The 20,561-nt window shown below is 62.0% G+C and carries 17 protein-coding genes and 5 tRNA genes; 14 read left to right on the top strand and 8 right to left on the bottom strand.

Translation table 11 applies throughout. The features are described from left to right. Window positions 1-2: 2 nt before the first annotated feature. The 11 genes from RAE19_RS04520 to RAE19_RS04470 all read left to right on the top strand — a co-directional run bounded on the left by RAE19_RS04520 (window position 3) and on the right by RAE19_RS04470 (window position 6,782). Window positions 3-866, top strand: a complete 864-nt coding sequence (locus RAE19_RS04520) for an SPOR domain-containing protein (RefSeq protein ID WP_313873788.1) — start codon at window positions 3-5, stop codon at window positions 864-866. A 12-nt stretch (window positions 867-878) separates the two neighbouring features. Next, on the top strand, window positions 879-1,367 hold the full coding sequence (locus tag RAE19_RS04515) for a CvpA family protein (protein WP_313873787.1): 489 nt from the start codon (window positions 879-881) through the stop codon (window positions 1,365-1,367). Window positions 1,368-1,377: 10 nt separating this feature from the next. Next, window positions 1,378-2,880: an amidophosphoribosyltransferase gene (gene purF / locus RAE19_RS04510; protein ID WP_313873786.1), complete on the top strand. Its 1,503-nt coding sequence runs from the start codon at window positions 1,378-1,380 to the stop codon at window positions 2,878-2,880. Window positions 2,881-2,884: 4 nt separating this feature from the next. Then, window positions 2,885-4,096, top strand: a complete 1,212-nt coding sequence (locus RAE19_RS04505) for an O-succinylhomoserine sulfhydrylase (protein ID WP_313873785.1) — start codon at window positions 2,885-2,887, stop codon at window positions 4,094-4,096. A gap of 1 nt (window position 4,097) precedes the next feature. Next, complete coding sequence (gene gltX, locus RAE19_RS04500; protein ID WP_313873784.1) at window positions 4,098-5,498, top strand: glutamate--tRNA ligase; 1,401 nt, start codon at window positions 4,098-4,100, stop codon at window positions 5,496-5,498. A gap of 75 nt (window positions 5,499-5,573) precedes the next feature. After that, window positions 5,574-5,649, top strand: a tRNA-Ala gene (locus RAE19_RS04495). A 32-nt stretch (window positions 5,650-5,681) separates the two neighbouring features. Next, window positions 5,682-5,757: transfer RNA gene (locus RAE19_RS04490), tRNA-Glu, on the top strand. 102 nt (window positions 5,758-5,859) lie between these two features. Next, window positions 5,860-5,936: transfer RNA gene (locus tag RAE19_RS04485), tRNA-Asp, on the top strand. 60 nt (window positions 5,937-5,996) lie between these two features. Beyond that, window positions 5,997-6,072: transfer RNA gene (locus RAE19_RS04480), tRNA-Glu, on the top strand. 102 nt (window positions 6,073-6,174) lie between these two features. After that, window positions 6,175-6,251: transfer RNA gene (locus RAE19_RS04475), tRNA-Asp, on the top strand. An 18-nt stretch (window positions 6,252-6,269) separates the two neighbouring features. After that, window positions 6,270-6,782 (top strand): DUF1345 domain-containing protein, encoded by a 513-nt coding sequence (locus tag RAE19_RS04470; protein WP_313873783.1) that lies wholly within the window; start codon window positions 6,270-6,272, stop codon window positions 6,780-6,782. On the opposite strand, the gene RAE19_RS04465 is transcribed toward RAE19_RS04470, so the two are convergent. The 3 genes from RAE19_RS04465 to RAE19_RS04455 are packed head-to-tail and all read right to left on the bottom strand — an operon-like array spanning window position 6,779 to window position 9,823. Then, a complete protein-coding gene (locus tag RAE19_RS04465) occupies window positions 6,779-7,711 on the bottom strand; it encodes a DMT family transporter (RefSeq protein ID WP_313873782.1) in 933 nt (310 codons plus the stop codon). The two genes, RAE19_RS04470 and RAE19_RS04465, sit on opposite strands and share 4 nt — an antisense overlap. Continuing rightward, window positions 7,712-8,206 (bottom strand): methylated-DNA--[protein]-cysteine S-methyltransferase, encoded by a 495-nt coding sequence (locus RAE19_RS04460; protein ID WP_313873781.1) that lies wholly within the window; start codon window positions 8,204-8,206, stop codon window positions 7,712-7,714. 39 nt (window positions 8,207-8,245) lie between these two features. Further along, window positions 8,246-9,823, bottom strand: a complete 1,578-nt coding sequence (locus RAE19_RS04455) for an Ada metal-binding domain-containing protein (RefSeq protein WP_313873780.1) — start codon at window positions 9,821-9,823, stop codon at window positions 8,246-8,248. 120 nt (window positions 9,824-9,943) lie between these two features. Here RAE19_RS04455 and RAE19_RS04450 point away from each other — a divergent pair, with 120 nt between their 5' ends. Genes RAE19_RS04450 through RAE19_RS04440 form a run of 3 tightly spaced genes read left to right on the top strand, consistent with a single transcriptional unit; the run spans window position 9,944 to window position 13,796 of the window. After that, window positions 9,944-11,344: a phosphomannomutase/phosphoglucomutase gene (locus tag RAE19_RS04450; RefSeq protein WP_313873779.1), complete on the top strand. Its 1,401-nt coding sequence runs from the start codon at window positions 9,944-9,946 to the stop codon at window positions 11,342-11,344. Continuing rightward, a complete protein-coding gene (gene waaC, locus RAE19_RS04445) occupies window positions 11,341-12,396 on the top strand; it encodes a lipopolysaccharide heptosyltransferase I (RefSeq protein WP_313873778.1) in 1,056 nt (351 codons plus the stop codon). Before RAE19_RS04450 ends, waaC begins: the two co-directional genes overlap by 4 nt. Before the next feature lie 17 nt (window positions 12,397-12,413). After that, complete coding sequence (locus RAE19_RS04440; protein ID WP_430962512.1) at window positions 12,414-13,796, top strand: 3-deoxy-D-manno-octulosonic acid transferase; 1,383 nt, start codon at window positions 12,414-12,416, stop codon at window positions 13,794-13,796. Here the strand turns inward: RAE19_RS04440 and RAE19_RS04435 are convergent. From RAE19_RS04435 to RAE19_RS04415, 5 genes are read right to left on the bottom strand one after another with little or no spacing between them, the layout of a single operon-like run. Next, complete coding sequence (locus RAE19_RS04435; protein WP_313873777.1) at window positions 13,774-15,126, bottom strand: TolC family outer membrane protein; 1,353 nt, start codon at window positions 15,124-15,126, stop codon at window positions 13,774-13,776. The genes RAE19_RS04440 and RAE19_RS04435 overlap by 23 nt on opposite strands. Before the next feature lie 52 nt (window positions 15,127-15,178). Next, the gene (locus tag RAE19_RS04430) at window positions 15,179-15,520 is read right to left on the bottom strand and encodes a rhodanese-like domain-containing protein (RefSeq protein WP_313873776.1); all 342 of its coding nucleotides are present in this window, start codon (window positions 15,518-15,520) and stop codon (window positions 15,179-15,181) included. Window positions 15,521-15,536: 16 nt separating this feature from the next. Further along, entirely contained in the window at window positions 15,537-16,190 is a 654-nt protein-coding gene (locus tag RAE19_RS04425) for a protein-L-isoaspartate O-methyltransferase family protein (RefSeq protein ID WP_313873775.1), read from the bottom strand. Between the two features lie 42 nt (window positions 16,191-16,232). Then, window positions 16,233-19,421, bottom strand: a complete 3,189-nt coding sequence (locus tag RAE19_RS04420; protein WP_313873774.1) for an efflux RND transporter permease subunit — start codon at window positions 19,419-19,421, stop codon at window positions 16,233-16,235. After that, window positions 19,421-20,554 (bottom strand): efflux RND transporter periplasmic adaptor subunit, encoded by a 1,134-nt coding sequence (locus tag RAE19_RS04415; RefSeq protein WP_313873773.1) that lies wholly within the window; start codon window positions 20,552-20,554, stop codon window positions 19,421-19,423. Before RAE19_RS04415 ends, RAE19_RS04420 begins: the two co-directional genes overlap by 1 nt. Window positions 20,555-20,561: the final 7 nt, after the last annotated feature.

Here is a 20,561-nt window from a genome sequence, read left to right as displayed (position 1 = left end):
TCATGGCCTTTTTCAAGTTTCGCAAAGGTGGCGACGAACAGCCCACCCCACCCACCGCGTCAGAGAGCGTAGAGGCCATGCGCAAGCGCGCACGCCATCGCCTGGTGGGTGCTGCCGTGTTGGTGCTGATTGGCGTAGTCGGTTTCCCGCTGCTGTTTGATAGCCAACCGCGCCCGATTGCCGTAGATATTCCGATCGAGATTCCAGACAAAGGCAAAGTCCGCCCACTCGGTGCTCCGCCCGTACCCGCTGCGACCCAGTCCAGCGGTGTGGTGATCGAGGAGCGCGAGGAGCCCGCAGCGCCAGCAGCCAGCACACCGGCCCCCAAGGCGGCCGAGACCAAGGTGGCCGAGACCAAGGTAGCCGTCGCCAAACCGGAGCCCAAACCCGAGCCCAAGCCACCTGCTGTGAAGCCAGAGCCCAAGCCGGAGCCCAAGGCTGAGGCGAAACCAGAGCCTAAGCCCGAGCCTAAAGCCGAACCCAAGCCACCGGCCAAACCCGCCGATAAAGCAGCGGACAAGCCCGCTGACAAAGCTGCCGCCGAGGCTGCCAAGGCCCAAGCCTTGTTGGATGGCAAGGCGCCAAGCGATGTGAAAGCAACCGAAAAACCGAGCGACAAGAAGCTCGCTGCGGACTCCGGCCGTTTTGTGGTGCAAGTGGGCGCCTATAACGAGACCGCCAAGTTGCAGGAAGCTCGTTCCAAGGTCGAAAAAGCCGGCTTTAAAACCTATACCCAGGTGGTGGGCGCCAAAGAGAGCCAGCGCACCCGTGTGCGCATTGGCCCGTTTGCCAGCAAGGCAGATGCGCAAAAAGCCGCCGACAAGCTCAAAAAGTTGAACCTGCCTGCAGCCATTCTGGAGCTGTAAAGCGAGCCCGCCATGCCCACTGTGGACTGGATTTTTCTGGCTGTGTTGTTGGTCTCGCTGGTCGTTGGCGCTTGGCGGGGCCTGGTGTTTGAGGTGCTGTCGGTCCTGAGCTGGGCTGCTGCGTTTGTGTTGGCGCAGTGGTTTGCGCCCGATGTGGCGGCGCACCTGTCGATGTCCGGAGCCGGCGAGCCGATCCGCTATGCCGCCGGTTTTGTGATTGTTTTTGTGGCGTCTATTTTTGCGGGAGGCTTGGTGGCCTTTCTGCTCAAGAAATTGGTGGCAGCGGTGGGTTTGCGCCCGGCAGACCGCATGCTGGGGGCGGGTTTTGGACTGGTGCGCGGCGTGCTGCTGCTGTTGGCGGTGACCGTGGTGGTGGGCATGACGCCGCTGCACACCAGTGTCTGGTGGACAGAAGCCACCGGCCCCCAACTGACCGGCATGGTCCTCAAAGGCTTGAAGCCTTTGCTACCGCAAGATTTTGGCAAGTATTTACCTGAGTGAGTGAAACCCTATGTGTGGAATTGTTGGCGTTGTTAGCAACGCACCCGTTAACCAGTTGATCTATGACGCGCTGTTGCTCTTGCAGCACCGCGGCCAGGACGCAGCCGGCATCGTCACCCAGCAGGACCGCAAGTTCTTCATGCACAAGGCCAAGGGCATGGTGAAGGACGTGTTCCGCACCCGCAACATGCGTTCTCTGGCAGGCAACTCCGGCTTGGGCCAGGTGCGCTACCCCACAGCGGGCAATGCGTTCAGCGAAGAGGAGGCCCAGCCTTTTTATGTGAACGCGCCTTTCGGCATCGTGCTGGTGCACAACGGCAACCTCACCAATGCCAAGGCCCTGAAGGCTGAGTTGTTCAATCTGGACCACCGCCACATCAACACCGAGAGCGACTCCGAGGTCTTGCTCAACGTGCTGGCCCACGAAATCGAAGTCTCCACCCGTGGTCTGCCACTGCAGCCCCAAGACTTGTTTACCGCCGTATCGCGAGTGCACAAGCGCATCAAAGGTTCGTATGCGGTGATCTGCCACATCGCCGGGCACGGCTTGCTGGCCTTCCGCGACCCGTTTGGCATTCGCCCCTTGTGCTTGGGTAAGGGTGCGGATGGCACCCACATGGTGGCCAGCGAGTCGGTGGTGCTGGAAGGCACCAGCCACCAGTTTGTGCGTGATGTGCAGCCCGGAGAAGCCGTGTTTATCGCGCTGGACGGCACGGTACACAGCCAGCAGTGCGCGGCGAATCCGCAGCTGATGCCTTGTATTTTTGAGTTTGTGTACCTGGCCCGCCCGGATTCGGTGATGGACGGTATCTCGGTGTACCAGGCGCGTTTGAACCTGGGCGAGACCTTGGCTAAGCGGGTGATCTCTACCGTGCCGCCGAACGAAATCGATGTGGTCATCCCGATCCCCGAATCCAGCCGCCCCAGCGCTGCGCAGTTGGCCCAGTTGCTGGGCTTGCCGTACCGCGAAGGGTTCGTGAAAAACCGTTACGTGGGGCGCACCTTCATCATGCCAGGGCAGGGCGTGCGCAAAAAGTCAGTGCGCCAAAAGCTCAACGTGATCGCCAGCGAATTTAAGGGGCGCAATGTGCTGTTGGTGGATGATTCCATTGTCCGCGGCACCACTTCCAAAGAAATCGTGCAGATGGCGCGTGACGCCGGTGCCCGTAATGTTTACCTGGCCAGCGCTGCACCACCTGTCCGTTACCCCAACGTGTATGGCATCGATATGCCCACCAGCAGTGAGTTGGTGGCCTACAACCGTACCGTCGAAGAAGTGCGTGAAATCATCGGTTGCGACGCGCTGATTTACCAGGACGTGGATGGTATGAAAAAAGCCATCGGCTCCTTGAGCAAAAACTTGGCAGGTTTTGATGCGTCCTGCTTTGATGGCGTGTACGTGACTGGCGACATTTCGTCGGACGACATTGCCCGCCTGAACGAAAACCGTGTAGGCGCTGAAGAAGGCCAGGAAGACACTTCCCGCCTGGCGCTGCCCAACCACGCTGACTGACACCATGAAGCAAATTCCCTTACCCGAAGGCCTGCACAACGACACCCTGGCGGTGCGTGCGGCCCTGGAGCGCAGCCAATACGGCGAAAACTCGGAAGCTCTTTACCTCACCAGCGGCTATGTGCAACACAGCGCGGCCTCCAGCGCCGCGCGGTTTGCGATGGAAGAAGAGGGTTTCACGTATTCCCGCGTAAGCAACCCGACCGTCACCAGCATGGAAATCCGGCTGGCGGCGCTCGAGGGCACCGAAGCAGCCATTGCTACTTCGTCCGGCATGTCGGCGATTTTGTTGCTGGGCATGGCGCTGCTGAAGGCAGGCGACCATGTAATTTGCTCGCAATCGGTGTTCGGCTCGGTGATTCCGATGTTCAGCCGTGAGTTTGCGAAGTTCGGTGTGGAAACCACTTTCGTGTCGCAAACTGACATTGGAGCTTGGAAGGCGGCTGTGCGTCCCACCACCAAGCTGCTGTTTGCCGAGACGCCGACCAACCCGCTCACCGAGGTGTGCGACATCCAAGCCTTGGCCGACATTGCACATAGCGTAGGCGCCTTCTTGGCCGTGGACAACTGTTTTGCCACGCCGGTGTTGCAGCGTCCAGCGAGCATGGGCGCCGATTTCATCATCCACTCTGGCACCAAGTTTTTGGACGGCCAGGGCCGTGTGATGGCGGGTGCTATTTGCTGCACTCAGAAGCAACGCGACGAAGTGTTTTTGCCCGTGATCCGCACCTGCGGCATGGTGCTGGCGCCTTTTAATGCGTGGGTGCTGCTCAAGGGCATGGAAACCTTGGCCCTGCGCGTGAAGGCGCAGTCGGAGACGACCCTGGCGCTGGCCCGTTGGCTGGAAGCGCAGCCGCAAGTGGCACGTGTGTTTTACCCCGGCTTGAGCAGTCACCCACAGCATGAATTGGCCATGCGCCAGCAGTCCGGCTATGGTGGCGCGGTGTTGTCCTTTGAAGTGAAAGCACCGGACGTGGATGCCGCGCGCAAAAACGCATTCCATGTGCTCGACAGCATGCAGGTGCTCTCGCTGTGCACCAATCTCGGCGACACCAAAACGCTGGCGGCGCACCCTGCCAGTACCTCGCACGGCCGCTTGTCGGAAGTGCAACGTCAGGCGGCCGGCATTGGCCAAGGCCTGATTCGCGTGGCCGTGGGCCTCGACCATATCAATGACATCACCGCCGATCTGGCGCGTGGTTTGCAAACTATCTGACATGAGCAAAATTCGCACCCGTATTGCCCCTTCTCCTACCGGCTTTCTGCACCTGGGCACTGCCCGCACCGCGCTGTATTCCTGGGCTTATGCCCGCCACTTCGGTGGTGAATTTGTGCTGCGCATTGAAGACACCGACGTAGCCCGCTCCACCCAGGACTCGGTGGACCAGATTCTGGAATCCATGCGCTGGCTGGGGCTGGAGTACGACGAAGGCCCGGTGTATCAAATGCAACGCCTGGAGCGCTACAAGGCCGTGGTGGAACAGCTGATTGCAGAAGGCAAGGCTTACTACTGCTACAGCACCCCCGAAGAGCTCGACGCGGTGCGCGAGGCCAAAAAGGCCCGTGGTGAAAAAGCGCTGTACGACGGCACTTGGCGCCCCGAACCCGGCAAAACCTTGCCGGCCATTCCCGAAGGTGTCAAACCGGTGGTGCGCTTCTGCAACCCACCGGACGGCGATGTGACCTGGAACGACCTGGTCAAAGGCCCCATCACCATCAGCAACCGCGAGATTGATGACCTGATCATCGTGCGCACGGATGGCATCCCGACCTACAACTTTGCAGTGGTGGTGGACGATTGGGATATGCAGATCAGCCACGTGTTCCGTGGCGATGAGCACATCAACAACACGCCTTGGCAGATCAACATCTTTAATGCGCTCGGCGCGCCTTTGCCCGAGTTCGGCCACTGCCCGGTCATTCTGGGTGACGATGGGCAGAAGCTGTCCAAGCGCCGTGGTGCGGTGAGTGTCACTGCCTACGAGGAAGGCGGCTATCTGCCCGAAGCCATGTTGAACTACTTGGCCCGCCTGGGTTGGAGCCATGGCGACGAAGAGCTGTTCAGCCGTGAGCAGCTGGTGAGTTGGTTCGACGGCACCCACCTGAATAAGAGCCCCGCGCAGTGGGACCCCGCCAAGTTGCTGTGGGTCAACGCGCACTACATCAAGCAAGCCGATAACGCACGCTTGGCGCCACTGGTGGCCGTGCAGTTGGCCAAGCAGGGCGTTCAGCTGGCAGACGATGTCATTGCCAACCATTTGCCTTTGGTGTGCGGTTTGCTCAAAGACCGTTGTGACACCACCGTGTCGCTCGCGACCTGGGCTGCCAAGTTTTATGCGGATTTGCAGGTGGACCCGGCAGAGCTGGCCCAGCACGTGACCGATGCGGTTAAGCCCGCCATTGCGGCCCTGGCGGCCAAGCTGGCCGATTGCGCGTGGGAGAAGGCTGCGATCGCCGCGGTGATTAAAGAAGTCTTGGCCGCACACAGCCTCAAGATGCCCCAGTTGGCGATGCCGGTCCGCGTACTGGTCATGGGCACTGCGCAAACGCCTTCGCTGGATGCCGTATTGGAACTCAGCGGTAAAACAAAAGTTTTGGAGCGACTTGCTAAAGCCTGAAAAACTTGTATATAATTTGAGGCTCGGAAGTTGATAACAAAGCTAACCAAAAATTAGTGATGTGATCAGGAAATTGGGGGTATAGCTCAGCTGGGAGAGCGCTTGCATGGCATGCAAGAGGTCAGCGGTTCGATCCCGCTTACCTCCACCAATTCTTCTGAAACGGATTAGTTCCAAGGTTTTGACCCTATCGTCTAGAGGCCTAGGACATCACCCTTTCACGGTGAGTACCGGGGTTCGAATCCCCGTAGGGTCGCCAAGTTTTACCGCAAGGTAAACGGCAACAAGTCGGTAACAGCTTCTGCAAGGAGGCGACTTGGCTCCGAGTCGAAAGACACAGAGTGAATAGTTATCGCTACCAGGAGTGGTAGTTCAGTTGGTTAGAATACCGGCCTGTCACGCCGGGGGTCGCGGGTTCGAGTCCCGTCCACTCCGCCAAATTTTGGAAAAGCCGTTGTTAAATCAACGGCTTTTTTCTTGAAGAGTTTTCTAGGTTTTGACCCTATCGTCTAGAGGCCTAGGACATCACCCTTTCACGGTGAGTACCGGGGTTCGAATCCCCGTAGGGTCGCCAAGTTTTACCGCAAGGTAAGCGGCAACAAGTCGGTAACAGCTTCTGCAAGGAAGCGACTTGGCTCAGAGTCGAAAGACACAGAGCGAATGGTTACCGCTACCAGGAGTGGTAGTTCAGTTGGTTAGAATACCGGCCTGTCACGCCGGGGGTCGCGGGTTCGAGTCCCGTCCACTCCGCCAAATTCAATAAGCCGTTGCATGTATTTGCAACGGCTTTTTTGTTTTCTCACCAACGCGGAGAGCACCCGGTCCCGCGCGCAATCGCAGGATCAGCCCAGTGTGATCTGGTTCAGCCTTTTGCTTTTGTCTGCATTCGCGAGTGTGGCGGCCATTGCGATGCTCTTGTCCAATAGCCGCGACATGGCATTGATGACCCGAGTGGGCCATGTTTTGGTGTCGCTATTGGCGCTGATGAGCTCGTGGCTGCTGATGCAGTGCATTTTTGCCTTTCGCTACGCGCATCTGTACTACCAGACCGAGCTCAAAGGTCACCCCGCGGGCGGTGGCCTGCAGTTTCCGGGCGTTCTGCCGCCCGACTATTTCGACTTTTTGTACTACGCCCATGTGGTGGGCATGACATCGCAAGTGTCGGATGTGGTGGTCACCTCGCGGCCCATGCGCCACCTGACTTTGCTGCACAGTCTCGCGGCCTTTGCCTTCAATATGATGGTGTTGGCCTTGAGTGTGAATGTGATGGCCGGGTTGCTTTAGTCACCCGGTGGCAAAGGCGCCTTGCCCCAGGACAGCAAGCCCGTGGAGAGCGAGGTGCCCAACATAATGACTGCGCCGCACAAGCCCATCCACAGGGTGACCGACTCCCCGAGCAGCACCACGCCATACAAAATGGCGAACACCGGAATAGCGTAGGTGACGGACAAGGCGCGCGACGGGCCTGTGCGCTCGATCAGGCGGAAGAAAATCACATAGGCCAAGCCGGTACACACCACGCCAAGAGCAATCACCGCGCCCCAAGCCTGCAAAGGCGCGGGTTCGGCGGGCCACGTCCAGATGGCTAGTGGCAACAGGACTAAAGAGGCGCCCAATTGGCTGCCGGTGGCGAGCACCAAAGACGGGACGCCCGGCAAAAAGCGCCGTGTGAAGCTCGCTGAAATGCCATAGAACAGGCACGCTGTTAAACAAGCGATCACGGCCAGCGTACTGGAGCCTGCCCCCGGAGCGCCGCCAGCGTCACGGTTCAGTGCCAACATGGCCACGCCCAAAAATCCAACCACCAGCCCGAGGACGCGTGAACCCTGCAACTTGTCACCCAGCCACCACCAGGCAATAGCCGCACCAAAGAGTGGCACGGTGGCGTTGAGCAGGGCTGACAGACCAGTGGAAATCGACAACAACGCCCACGACAGGCAGGCAAATGGAATCGCTGAATTCAGCACGCCCACGGTAAAGCACAATTTCCAGTGCTGGCGCAGGGCAGGGATCTGGCCGCGCAAAGCGAGCAAAGGCAGTAAAAACAGGCTGGCAATGCAGACCCGCAAACCCGCGGTGGGCAGTGCACCAAACGCCTTGCCGCTGGTGCGCATGAACAAAAACGAGGCCCCCCAGATCGCGGCTAACAACACGAAGTCAAAGACCCGCGCTGGTGCTGCGGGCGAGGATGGGGAGGTAGAGGGGGCGCTCACTCAGGGCTTTCGTTGTTCGAGGTTCAGTAATGCTGCTTTGCGGTCCACGCCACCGGCGTACCCAGTCAGGCTGCCGTTGCTGCCAAGCACGCGGTGGCAAGGCACTACGATGCTCAAGGGGTTGCGCCCGACTGCTGCCGCTACTGCCCGCACTGCGGAGGGCCTGCCGATCTGCTGGCTCAAGGTGGAGTAGCTGATGGTAACGCCGCAAGGAATGTCCAAAAGAGCTCGCCAGACCGATTGCTGAAAGGCGGTGCCGCTGCTGGCGTCCAACGTCATTGAAAAGTGGGTGCGCTCACCGGCAAAGTAGGCGGCCAGTTGCGCTTGTGCCTCGGTGACAGCGGGGTGATCGCCGAATGCCAGCCCTGCGACATCAGGATAGTGTTTTTGCTGTTCAAACCAGACCCCGAGCAGGCCGGCATCATGGCCGGCGAGCAGCATGGGGCCCAAGGGGCTGGTCCAGCGGGATAGGCGTGCGGTGGTGGGAATTTTCATAAAATAGGCCTCTAGCGCTCATGGAATATGCGCGAATAGCTATGTTTTTGATAGTGACTGCCAAGCGCGAACGGTGGCGTAGCCCCGCCAGGGCCGCCAGCGGTGTGACAGAGCCTCAGCTGCCGCAGCGGGGTTATTGGCCTCACGCACGCCGAGTGCAGATTGCAACGCGACATCGCCCGATGGAAACGCATCCGGCCAGCGCAGCGCGCGCAAGGCGATGTAGTGCGCGGTCCATGTGCCTATGCCGGGCAAGGTCTGCAGTTGGGCCATGGTGGCAGCTACATCACCGCCGGGTTGCAGGTGCAGTGCGCCGGATTGCACCGCGTGTGCCAGCGACAGAATCGCTTGTTGCCGCTGTTTGACGATGCCCAGGCTGACTAATGCATCAGGCGACAGCGCAGCGAGCGTGGCGGCGTCCGGAAAGCAACGCGCCAAACCTTCAGGCGCTCGGGCGAGTGGAATGCCGCAATGGTTCACCAGCCGTTCGGTCAGGGTGCGGGCGGCCTTTACGGTAATTTGCTGGCCCAAGATGGCGCGCACAGCCAGCTCCAGCCCGTCTAGGGTGCCAGGCACCCGTATGCCTTCACTCCCCGAAAAGTCGGGGCACAACATCGGGTCCATCGCAGCCGGGTCTGCATCCAGGTCCAGCCAGGCGCGTATGCGGGTCAGCACTACGGGCAGAGCGCTTGCCAGGGACTCGCTGATGCGCAGCTGCACACGGTGTTGATCCACGGCCCATTGCGCCTCGACCCACCCGCGCAGCATGGTGCCTATGTGGGGCAAGCTGATAGAGCGCCGGATCAGTCCCTTAACTGGGTCCACCGATTCGAGTCCGGCAATGGCGCGGTTGGCAAAGAAATCCAGCAGGTGCTGGACGTTGTAGGGCGGGCGGTAAGCGCCTTGGAAACGGAAAGCTGCGGCCTCAGGTGCCAGATCGCGCACTGGATCGCTGACCTTTGCCAGTGAAGCTGGCGACGAGTGTGAGGGGGAGCTTGTCGACTTGCGCAGCGCCGTAGGTTGTAGCCGGTAATGCTGCACAAATACGGCGTTGAAGCGGCGCACGCTGGCAAAGCCGCTGAGCAGGGCTACGTCCGCCACGGGCAACCGCGTATCGGTGAGGAGCTGCTTGGCGGTCAGCAAGCGGCGGGTCTGCAAGTAGCGCAGTGGCGTAATGCCCCAGTGCGCCTCAAAGATGCGGCGCAAATGCCGTTCGCTGATACCCAGCCGGGCCGCGATGGCTGCGATGCCCGGAGCGTCATCGGCCTGTGCGGGGTGCTCCATCAGGTCTGCTGCTTGCAATGCGAGCATGGCGCTGGCGTCTTGGGTGCTCCAGTGCATTGCCGCGTTCTGCGCGGGTGCCAGCTCCGGGCGGCAGCGCAGGCAGGGGCGAAAGCCGGCGGCTTCCGCCTGGGCCGCCCGCTCAAAAAAGCGGCAGTTTTCTGCCTTGGGCGTGCGCACCCGGCAGACCGGCCGGCAGTAAATGCCGGTGCTGGTCACCCCAGTAAAAAAGCGGCCGTCAAACCGAGCATCCCGCGCCTGCAGTGCCAGATAGCGGCCAGCGTCATCTGCTGGCGGCTCTGGCGCAAGGTTGACAGGGGGCTGGGTGGAGGGCATGCGGCTGATGATACGCAGCGCCGCCCGCCGGAGTAGCCGTTTCCGGACATGTGCCTGCCGCCTACAATCCAGCCCACCCGCCAGAAGGCGGTTTTGGCCCTCTCTGAACCCTTGCGCTGCATGCTCCTGTCCCCCCGAATTTTCAAAGCCTACGACATCCGCGGTACCGTGCCCTCCACGCTGACGCCCGAGGTGGCACACCTACTGGGCCGTGCCTTTGGTGCGCTGGTGCGCGAGCAGGGCGGCGAGGCGGTGGCGGTGGGCCGCGATGGACGCTTGAGCAGCCCTGCGTTGGCAGAGGCGCTGATCTCTGGCCTGTCAGCGGCAGGCGCGCAGGTGATTGACATCGGCCAGAGCACTACGCCGCAGCTGTACTTCGCAACCCACACCCTGTGCCCGCACGGTATTCAGGTCACCGGCAGCCATAACCCCAAAAACGACAACGGCTTCAAGATGGTGCTGCACCGCCAAGCTTTGTATGGCGATGCGGTGCAGGACCTCCGCCAGCGCATGGAAGGGCTGTTGGCGAGCTCGGGTGCTGACGTAGCGCCCGTGCCTGCCACGCCTCTGCAAAAGGCTGATGTGCTGCCCGCCTACCGCGCGCGCATCGTCCAAGACATTCAGCTGGCCCGCCGCATGAAGGTGGTGGTGGACAGCGGCAATGGCGTAGCCGGTGCCAGCGCGCCTGATTTGTTGCGCGCCATCGGCTGCGAGGTGCAGGAACTGCACAGCGTGGTGGATGGCAACTTTCCGAACCATCACCCCGACCCCAGCCGCCCTGAAAACTTGGTGGACCTGGTGCGCGCCTTGCGTGATGGCGATGCCGAAGTGGGCTTGGCCTTCGATGGCGATGGCGACCGCGTGGCGGTGATCACCCGCGATGGAAAAACCATCCATACCGACCGGCAACTGATGTTGCTGGCCCCTGATGTGCTGACCCGACACCCCGGTGGGGCAGTAGTGTTCGATGCGAAATGCAGCCAAGGCTTGGCACCGGTGATTGAGGCCGCCGGCGGCGTGCCGGTGATGGACCGCACCGGCCACTCGCTGATCAAAGCCAAGATGCGCGAGTTAAATGCGCCCCTGGGCGGCGAGGTCAGCGGCCACTTGTTTTTCGGCGACCGCTGGTTCGGCTTTGACGACGGCACCTATGCCGCCTGTCGCCTGCTGGAAGTGCTGAGCCGCAGTGCGGACGCCAACGCCGTGCTGCACGCGCTACCCGATAGCTACATTACTCCTGAACTGCACATTTCCTGCCAAGAGGGCGAAGCCCACGCGCTGGTAGAGCAGTTGTTGGCCACACTCACATTGAATGCAGATGCCCGCCTCAATACTGTAGACGGCCTGCGCGTGGACTGGCCCGATGGCTTTGGCCTGCTGCGTGCCTCCAACACCACCCCGGTGCTGGTGATGCGCTGCGAGGGCCGCACGCCCGAAGCGCTGGCCCGCATTCAGGCCTTGCTAATGGAATGGGTGCGCCGCATCCAGCCAAATGCCGTGCTCGTGGAGGCTTCCCATTGAAAGCGCCGCAAAAGATTTTGATCGTCAAACTCTCGTCCTTGGGCGATGTGGTGCACGCGATGCCGGCAGTGCAAGACCTGCGCGCCGCGTTTCCCCGCGCCCGCATTGACTGGGTGGTGGAGCGCGGCTTTGCGCCGCTGGTGGCGCGCTGCGAAGGCGTGACGCGTGTGATTCCGTGTGACATCCGCGCCTGGAGCAAAAAGCCATTTGCCGCAGCGACCCGCGCCGCTTGGCGCAGCTTCAAGGCCGACCTTAAGCAAGACGCCTATGACGCGGTGATTGACCTGCAGGGCCTGAGCAAATCCGCACTCGTGGCTTGGCTGGCCCGCACCACGCCGGAAGGGCGCCGCTACGCGATGGCCAACCAGACCGAAGGCTCGGGCTACGAGGCGCCCACGCGCTGGGTGGCAGACACGGCCATCACGCTGGAGCCCCATGTGCATGCGGTGCAGCGCGGTCGCTTGCTGTGTGCCAAGGCAATGGGCTACACCCCTGCGGAGGCGCTGCGCTTTGGGCTGGTGGGCAAGGATTGCGCCTTGAGTGCGCCGCTGCCCAAACACCTGGGCCATGCTGAAAACCCCTTTGTGCCCCGCAAGCCGCTGGTGGCGTTGGTGCACGGCACCTCGCGGGCCGACAAAGAATGGCCGCTGGACCATTGGGTGGCCTTAGGCCGCCGGTTGAACAACGCCGGCTTTTGCGTGGCCTTGCCCCATGCCGGCGCCCGCGAGCTGGAAACCAGCCGGGCGATCGCCACCGGGCTGGAGTCTGCGTGGGTATTGCCCGCCGTGGGGCTGGATGTGCTGACTGACACCTTGGCCCACTGCGCAGGCGTGGTCGGGGTGGACAGCGGCGTGAGCCATATTGCGGTCGCACTCGACTTGCCGCATGTGCAGATCTACAACTTCGACACCGCCTGGCGCACCGGCCCGGCAGCGCTGGATGCGCGGGGCAAACCCGCGCGTCAATGCAGCGTTTTTGAAGAGCCGTACCCGGACGTAGAGTCCGTGTGGTCCGCTTGGGAGTCGCTGGCGACCCCCGTGCTGAGCCGCTGAATCTGCGCCCACCCACCATGATGATGCGTGCCCTTTATTCCCTGCTGACTTATGCCGCCCAGCCCTGGGTGCGCCGCAAACTGGCCCGCCGCGCCAAAGTAGAGCCGCTATATGGCGAATGGGTGGAGCAGCGTTTCGGCCATTACGACGATGCAGTTCACTTCGCCCCAGGGCCTGCCGCTGCAGCGGGTGGTGCACCGGTGGTCTGGTTGCACGCGGTGTCACTGGGTGAAACCCGTGCCGCTGTCGCTTTGCTGGCGCGCTTGCGCGAGAGCCTGCCCGGCATGCGCTTGGTGCTGACCCACGGCACGGCGACGGGCCGTGAGGCCGGCAAGGCTTTGCTGCAGCCGGGCGATGTGCAGGTCTGGCAGCCATGGGACACGCCTTCGGCGGTGGGTCGCTTTTTGGCGCATTTCCGGCCTGACGTGGGCCTGCTGATGGAGACCGAGGTCTGGCCCAACCTGGTGGCCGGCTGCGCACAGCGCGGCGTGCCCCTGTGCCTGGTCAACGCCCGCTTGAGCGACAAGACCTACCAGCAATCCCGGCGCCTGCGCTGGCTCGCCGGTCCGGCCTATCGTGGCCTGCATGCGGTGTGGGCCCAGAGCGAAGCGGATGCCCAGCGCCTGCGCGCCTTGGGTGCGCCGGTGCAAGCTGTCTTGGGTAACTTCAAATTCGACGCTACGCCGGATGCAACGCTGCTGGCCCGGGGCCGCGCCTGGCGTGCAGGTGCGGGTCGCCCGGTGCTGATGTTTGCAAGCTCGCGGGAAGGCGAAGAGCAGATGCTGCTCGACGTTTTGAAACAAAAGTGGACCTTGGCGCCCGTGGATATTGCGCGAGCAGCTCCTGAATCGATAGCAAATGGCGCGCAGACCGGCTTACGAATGCCCTTCCAGCTGCTGGTGGTGCCACGCCATCCGCAGCGCTTTGCCGAAGTCGCGCAGTTGTTTGTCGATGCCGGCTACTCCGTGTCCCGCCGCAGCCAATGGGGCGAAGCGCCAGAGACTGCGGACGTGTGGGTGGGCGACTCGCTGGGCGAAATGGCGCTCTACTTCGGCTTGGCTCATATTGCTTTGTTGGGTGGCAGCTTTGCACCCTTGGGCGGGCAGAACCTGATCGAGGCAGCGGCCTGCGGTGTGCCGGTTTTCATGGGCCCGCACCTTTTCAATTTCACCGAAGCCTCCACGCTGGCGGCAGATGCAGGCGCCGCGCTGAGGTGCGAAAACATCGACCACGCGGTGGCTGAAGCGGCTGCAACGGCGGGTGATACCGCGCGCTTGCAAGGCATGCAGGACGCGGCCTTGGGCTTGGGTGCTGCGCACCGGGGCGCAGCATTGAAAACGGCCACCGAAGTGGCCGCTGTCGTGCGCCGAGGCGCTATTACGGCACCAGCTGGCTGTTGATGGGTGCCAGGTCGTCGGCCTTCAGAGTGCCGGCGGCCTGCTTGAGCTTCAGGCCGCCTACCAACACGTCATAACGCGCCTTGGACAAACTGGCCTTGGTGCTGAACAACTGGCTCTGGCTGTTGAGTACATCGATGTTGATGCGCACACCCACCTGGTAGCCCAGCTTGTTGGCCTCCAACGCGCTCTGGCTGGAGGCCTCGGCAGCTTCCAGCGCCTTGACCTGTGCCTGCCCGCTTTGCACCCCGAAGAATGCGGTGCGGGTGGCCTGCGCGATGGTGCGACGGCTGGCTTCAAGGTCGGTGCGGGCCTTGTCTTCGAGCGCCAGGGTTTCCTTGATGCGGTTTTGGGTGGCAAAGCCGGCAAACAAAGGCAGGTTGAAGCTCAAGCCCACGGTCGCTACGTTGCTTCGGGTATCAAAAGCGGCTGGTCCACTGGAGCCGCCGTTTTGTGCGTTGGACGCTGTGTACTTGCCGCTGACGTCAAGTGTTGGCTTGTGCCCTGCCTCGGCAATGGCGGTGTCGAGCTGGGCAACTTCTAACGCGATCTTGAGCTGTGCCAGCGCAGGGTGCTGTCCTTCGGACTGCTGCACCCAGGCTTCGGGGTTGGCTGGCTCCAGCGGTGCCAAAACGACCGGCGCTGCCAAAGGCTTGGGGCTGGCATTGCTCATGCCCACCAGCTGGTTGAGGGCGATGGTTTTGACCCGCAGATCGTTCTCCGCCGCGAGTTCCTGGGCGACCACCAGGTCAAAGCGGGCCTGGGCTTCGCGAGTGTCTGTGATGGTGGAGGTGCCCACCTCGAAATTGCGCTTGGCAGAGGCCAGTTGCTCGGCCACGGCCGCTTTTTGGGCTTTGACGAAGGTCAGGCTGTCGGTGGAGGCCAGCACATCAAAATAGGCTTGGCTAACTCGCACGATTAGGTCTTGTTCAGAGGCTAGCAATTGGGCTTTGGCAGCCTCAGCGCCTCGCATGCCCTTTTCGTAGTTCGCCTTGTTGGCAGGACGGTACAAAGGCTGAGTAACGCTTATTTCGGCGCTTTGTCCTTTGTAGCCCCAATCGGTGCTTCTAGCTGGCGAGTTGACGTCTTGACTGCTGCCGCTTGCGCCGAGGGCAAAGTTGGCACTGGGCAGCAATAAAGCTTTGGCTTGCTCGGCTTTGGCCAGGTTGGCCTCAAACAAGCTCTTGGCAGACTGGTAGCTGGCGTCATAACCGCGCGCAGCGGTGTAGAGGTCTTGCAGGCTTTGGGCCGATGCCGGCACGGCGGCGCCAAAACCGGCGACGGCCAGCGCCATGGTCAACACAGGCAGGCGGGGGGTGAAAAGGCGGTGCATGAGGGGCTTTCTCAGTCGGAAGGTCAAAAAACAGGGTCTCGGGGCGGTGCGGTCAATAGCGTGGCACAGTGCTGTCGCGCTCGGCCGACCAAGCCTCAATTCCGCCGGCGATATTGGCCAGCTCTGCAAAGCCGCGGCTTTGCAGAAACATGGCAACTTGCATGCTGCGCGCACCGTGGTGGCACAAGCAGGCAATCGGCCGGTCGGTGGGCAGCTCGGTCAGGCGCACCGGTATCACCCCCATGGGAATCCCTATGACTTCGAATCCGTCCGGCACCACACTGGCCAGGGCCAGCTCGTGGGGCTCGCGCACATCCAGCACCAAGGGCTGGCCGCTGCCTTCGACGCTGGTGTACCAGGCCTCGAGGTCGGTGGGACGGATTTGACTGATCATGCGATTCGTTTTGGGTTTAGAACTGGAAGCGTGCAGGTTCTGCAAAGCCTTGTAGGCGCTGGACCATGGTTTCCCAGGTGACCGAGCTGCGGAAGTCGGTTTCGCTGGTGCGGGTCACGATGGTGCATTGCATGACCGGGTCATCGCCCACGATCACGCCCAAGCGACCGCCGATGGTCAGGTGTTGCAGCAGGTCTTGCGGAACCTGACCGACCGAGCCGCTGAGCACGATCACATCAAACTTGCCTTCGGACGCACCCAGTTTGGAGCCATCGGCTTCACGCACGGTGACGTTGCCCAGCCCGGCTTTGGCCAGGTTGCTGCGGGCCATGGCGGCGAGTTCCGGCACGATTTCCAGGGTCAACACCTGGCGTGCGCGGTGGGCCAGCAACGCGGCCATGAAGCCGGAGCCTGCGCCGACTTCCAACACGGTTTCGTGGGGCTGCACCATCAGGTCTTGCAGCATGCGGGCTTCCAGGCGGGGTGCCAGCATGCATTGGCCTGCGGGGAGCGGGATCTCGGTGTCGGCAAAGGCCAGGGCGCGGTGGGCTTCCGGCACAAAGTCTTCGCGGTGGATGGTGCCCAGCAACTCCAGCACCTGGAGGTCGAGCACATTCCAGGGGCGGATTTGTTGCTCGATCATGTTGAAGCGGGCTTGGTTCGAATGCATGGCGAAGTTTCCTTGGGTCACGTTAAACAGGTGTGACAAATTTTACCGGCCGGGGGCGGGGGCTTTGCGCCACAGGCGCAGGGCCCAGGCCGCAAGGTCGTCCATGTAGCAATACACCACCGGCACCACCACCAGCGTCAAGAGCGAGGAAGTGATCACCCCGCCGATCACCGCCTGGCCCATGGGGGCGCGCATTTCGGCACCTTCACTCAGGGCAAAGGCCAGCGGCACCATGCCGAAGATCATGGCCAGGGTGGTCATCAAAATAGGGCGCAAGCGCACTTTGGCGGCCAGTAGCAGGGCCTCCGAGCGGGGCAGGCCCGGTACCGTGCGGCCCTGCGCGTCGGTGCTGTCTTCCCGGGCGCGGATCGCAAAGTCGACCAGCAAAATTGCATTTTTGGTGACCAAGCCCATCAGCATCACCACCCCGATGATGGAGAACATGGAGAGCGTCGAGTTGAACATCATCAGCGCCAGCACCACGCCGATCAGCGTGAGCGGCAAAGAGGTCATGAGCGCCAGCGGCTGCAAAAAGCTCTTGAATTGGCTGGCCAGGATCATGTAGATGAACACAATGGCCAGCACCAGCGCCGAGATGGCGTAACCAAACGCCTCTGCCATGTCCTTGGTGGAGCCGCTGAATTTGTAGCTGTAGCCGGGCGGCAGGCTGATGCTATCCATGGCAGCGCGGATGTCGGCCGACACTTCGCCCGCCGAGCGGCCCGACACGTTGCCGCTGATAGAGACTTCACGGGTCAGGTCGCGCCGGTTGATCTGGTTGGGGCCGGTGGAATCACGCACATTCGCCACCTGGTTGAGCCGGACGATGCGTGCACTGCCATCGGCATTGCTGCCGACAGTGAAGGGCAGTCGCTCCAGGTCTGCCGCGGCATTGCGCGCATCGGGCGCGAGCCGCACGTTCACGTCGTAGGTCTGGTCATCCGGTGCGCGCCAGTTGCCGACGGTTTTGCCGGCAATCAAGGTGCGCAGGCTGCTACCGATCTGGGTGACGTTCAGCCCGAGGTCCGAGGCGGCTTCGCGTTTGACTTGCACCTCCAGCGTCGGCTTGTTGGGCTTCATGCTGGAGTCGAGGTCCACCAGGCCGGGCACATCGCGCACCTTCTCAAGAGCCAGGGTCGTCAGGCGTTCCAGCTCCCGGGTGTCCGGTCCTTGGATGGAGAACAGAATCTGTTTCTGGCCCCCCACCGAGTCCAGCAGACCCACGTGGGTAACGGTAATGCCCGCCACATTGCGCAGGCGTTGACGCAGCGTCACCGACATCTGATCCACGCTCTGGTTACGGTCTTTGCGGTCTACCAGCCGGATGTAGATGTTGGCGTAAATCTTTCCTTGGGCGTTGCCGGTGTTGATGGTGGTGAGGGTGTAACGCACCTCCGGAAACTCGCGGATGATGGCTTCGACCTGCTTGGCCCGGGCTTCAGTGACCTCGAGCGAGGAGCCTACCGGGGTATTGAAGGTCAGCGAGGTTTCAGAGAAGTCGGACTTGGGCACAAACTCCGTCCCCAGCAAAGGCACCATGAAGACACTGCCGACAAAAATGGCCACCGCTATCAACACCGTGGCCAGCTTGTGCAGCAGCGCCCAGCGCAGGATGCTCTGGTACCCCTCTGCCAAGGCCTCGGTACCGCGGTCGAACCAACCGGTCACCCGGCCAATGGTCTTGTCGTAAAGGCCCAAGGGGCCTTGGCTGCCATCCCGCGCTTTGCCGTGGTGTTCAATACTCGGGTCGTGCCAGATGCTGGAGAGCATCGGGTCGAGGGTAAAGCTCACAAACATCGAGATCAGCACCGCCGCCACGATGGTGATGCCGAATTCGTGAAAAAACTTGCCGATGATGCCGCCCATAAACCCGATGGGCAAAAACACCGCCACGATGGACAGCGTGGTCGCCAGCACCGCGAGACCAATCTCCTGGGTACCGTCCAGAGACGCTTGAAAGGCGTTTTTGCCCATCTGCACATGGCGCACGATGTTTTCGCGCACCACGATCGCATCGTCAATCAACAGACCCACGCAGAGCGACAGGGCCATCAGGGTGATCATGTTGATGGTGAAGCCGAAGGCATCCATGAACAGAAAAGTGCCAATCAGTGCAATCGGCAGCGTGAGGCCGGTGATGACGGTGGAGCGCCACGAGTTCAGGAACAAGAACACGATGAGCACGGTCAGCACCGCGCCCTCAATCAGCGTTTGGCGCACGTTGTTCACCGACACCCGGATCTGGCGCGAGCCATCGGTAATCTGCTCCAGCCGCACGCCCGGGGGCAGCTGTTTTTGCATCTCTGCCAGTGCTTTGACCAGACCGTCCACCACCACGATCGTGTTTTCGTCTTGCGACTTCTGCACATTCATCAGCAGGGTGCGCTGGCCGTTGTAGAGGGCCAGGGTTTCGGCCTCCTGGGCGCCATCGGCTACACGGGCCACTTGGTCCAGCCGCACAGGAGTACCGTTCTTTCGGGCAACGATGATGCGGCCGAAATCTTCGGGGCGCTGCATGCGCGCTTGGATCTGGATCACCCGTTCCTGGGTGTCGGATTGCAGGGTGCCCAAGGGCAGGTCCTGGTTCTCCGCGGCGACCGCATTCACTACTTGGTCGGGCGTGATGCCGAACGACTCGAGCGCTTGCGGGTTGAGGTAGAGGTTGATTTCGCGCTTGGTGCCCCCCACCAGGGTGACCGAGCCCACGCCGCGCACGTTCTCCAGCCGCTTTTTGAAATTCTGTTCTGCCCAGTTGGTCAGCTCTACCGCGCTCAGGGCGGTGCCGCTTTGGGTGTCGGGCAATACGGCCACCGACCAGACGGCCCGGGACGAGGGGTCAAACCGCAGGACACGGGGTTCTTTGACTTCGCTGCGCAGCAGGGGTTTGACGGTGGCAATTTTCTCGCGCACGTCTTCTGCCGCTTTGCGGCCGTCCACATGTAGCCCGAACTCGATGATCACCAGGCTTTGGCCTTCGTAGCTGCGCGAGGTGAGTGCGTTGATGCCGGCAATCGCGTTCACGCCTTCTTCCACCTTTTTGGAGACTTCGCTCTCCACAATTTCAGGGGATGCGCCGGGGTAGTCGGTAATCACCACCACTACTGGAAAGTCGATGCTGGGGAACTGGTCCACCTGCAGACGCTGCAGGGAGAACATGCCCAACACCACCAGGGCCAGCATGACCATGGTGGCAAACACCGGGTTTTGCAGGCTAACGCGTGTGAACCACATCAGTTGCTACCTGCTACGGTTTTGATAGCGGTACCCGCCCGCAGTGCGCCCACGGCGCCCGAAAGCACTTGGCTGCCTTCAGCCAGCCCGGTCACCGCGACCATGGGCACGCCATCGGCTTCGCCGCGCTCACCCAAGGTTACGGTCTGGTGGGCGACCTTGTTGTCTTGTACCCATTGCACATAGGGCAGCGGTTTGTCGGTGCGAATGGTGGAGACCGGCACCGCCAGGGCGCGACTGACCCCGACCGCAATGCTGCCCTGGGCAAACAGCCCCTGGCGCAGCCCTTCGGTCGTGTCCAGGTTCAGGTAGGCCAGCACGGACCGGCTGCCGGCGACGGCGCTGGGGTTGATGCGGGCTACTTTGCCGGTCAGGCTGCGGTTGGACCCTTCGACATTCAGGCGCACGGCTTGGCCGACCTGCACCCCGATAGAGTCGGCCGCAGCGAGGCTGGCTTCCACTTCCAGGCGGTTCAGGTCCACCACTTCCAGCACCCGTGCGTCAATGGCCACGCGCTCGCCGGGCTGTGCCAGGCGCTGCGCCACTTGGCCGGTGATCGGGGCCCGCAGGACGGTGTCGTCGAGCGATTTCCGGGCGATGTCAGCTGCAGCCATGGCTGCGCGGTACGAGGCCTCCGCAGCGGCGAGGCTGGCGCTGGAGGATTCCAGCGCGGTTTGTGAAATAAAGCCCTGGTCCACCAGTTTGCGGTTGTTGTCGAAGCTGCGGCGCGCAATGTCGACTTGGGCTTTGGCCGATTCCGCCTGTTGTTGGGCTTGGCGTGTGCGGGCTTGGTACTCGGTGGCGTCCACCCTTGCCAGAACCTGGCCGGCTTGCACCCGGTCACCTTCGCGCACCGTGAGGCCCTGCAATTCGCCGGCCACTCGGGCTTTGACGAAGGCGGAGTTGACGGCCTTGATCGGGCCGGAGACCGGCAGGTTGCGGGTGAGGTCCAGTGTCCGCGCCTGGATCAGGTCGCCCGGTGCCAGCTCCAGCCGCACCGGTACCTGCAGGGCGGCTTGTTGTGCCTCCAGGGTGGTTTTTTTGGCTTTATTACTTGCAGCCAAGCGCAGGCCCACGCCCGCGAGTACCGCCACAGCGAGTGCTGCCGATGTCCATTTGATCCAGGGTTTCATTTTCAGT

Source organism: Rhodoferax potami (genome assembly GCF_032193805.1).
Classification (GTDB): domain Bacteria; phylum Pseudomonadota; class Gammaproteobacteria; order Burkholderiales; family Burkholderiaceae_C; genus Allorhodoferax; species Allorhodoferax potami_A.
Note: the sequence above shows the minus strand (reverse complement) of the source record. Positions and strands in the feature narration are given on the sequence as shown.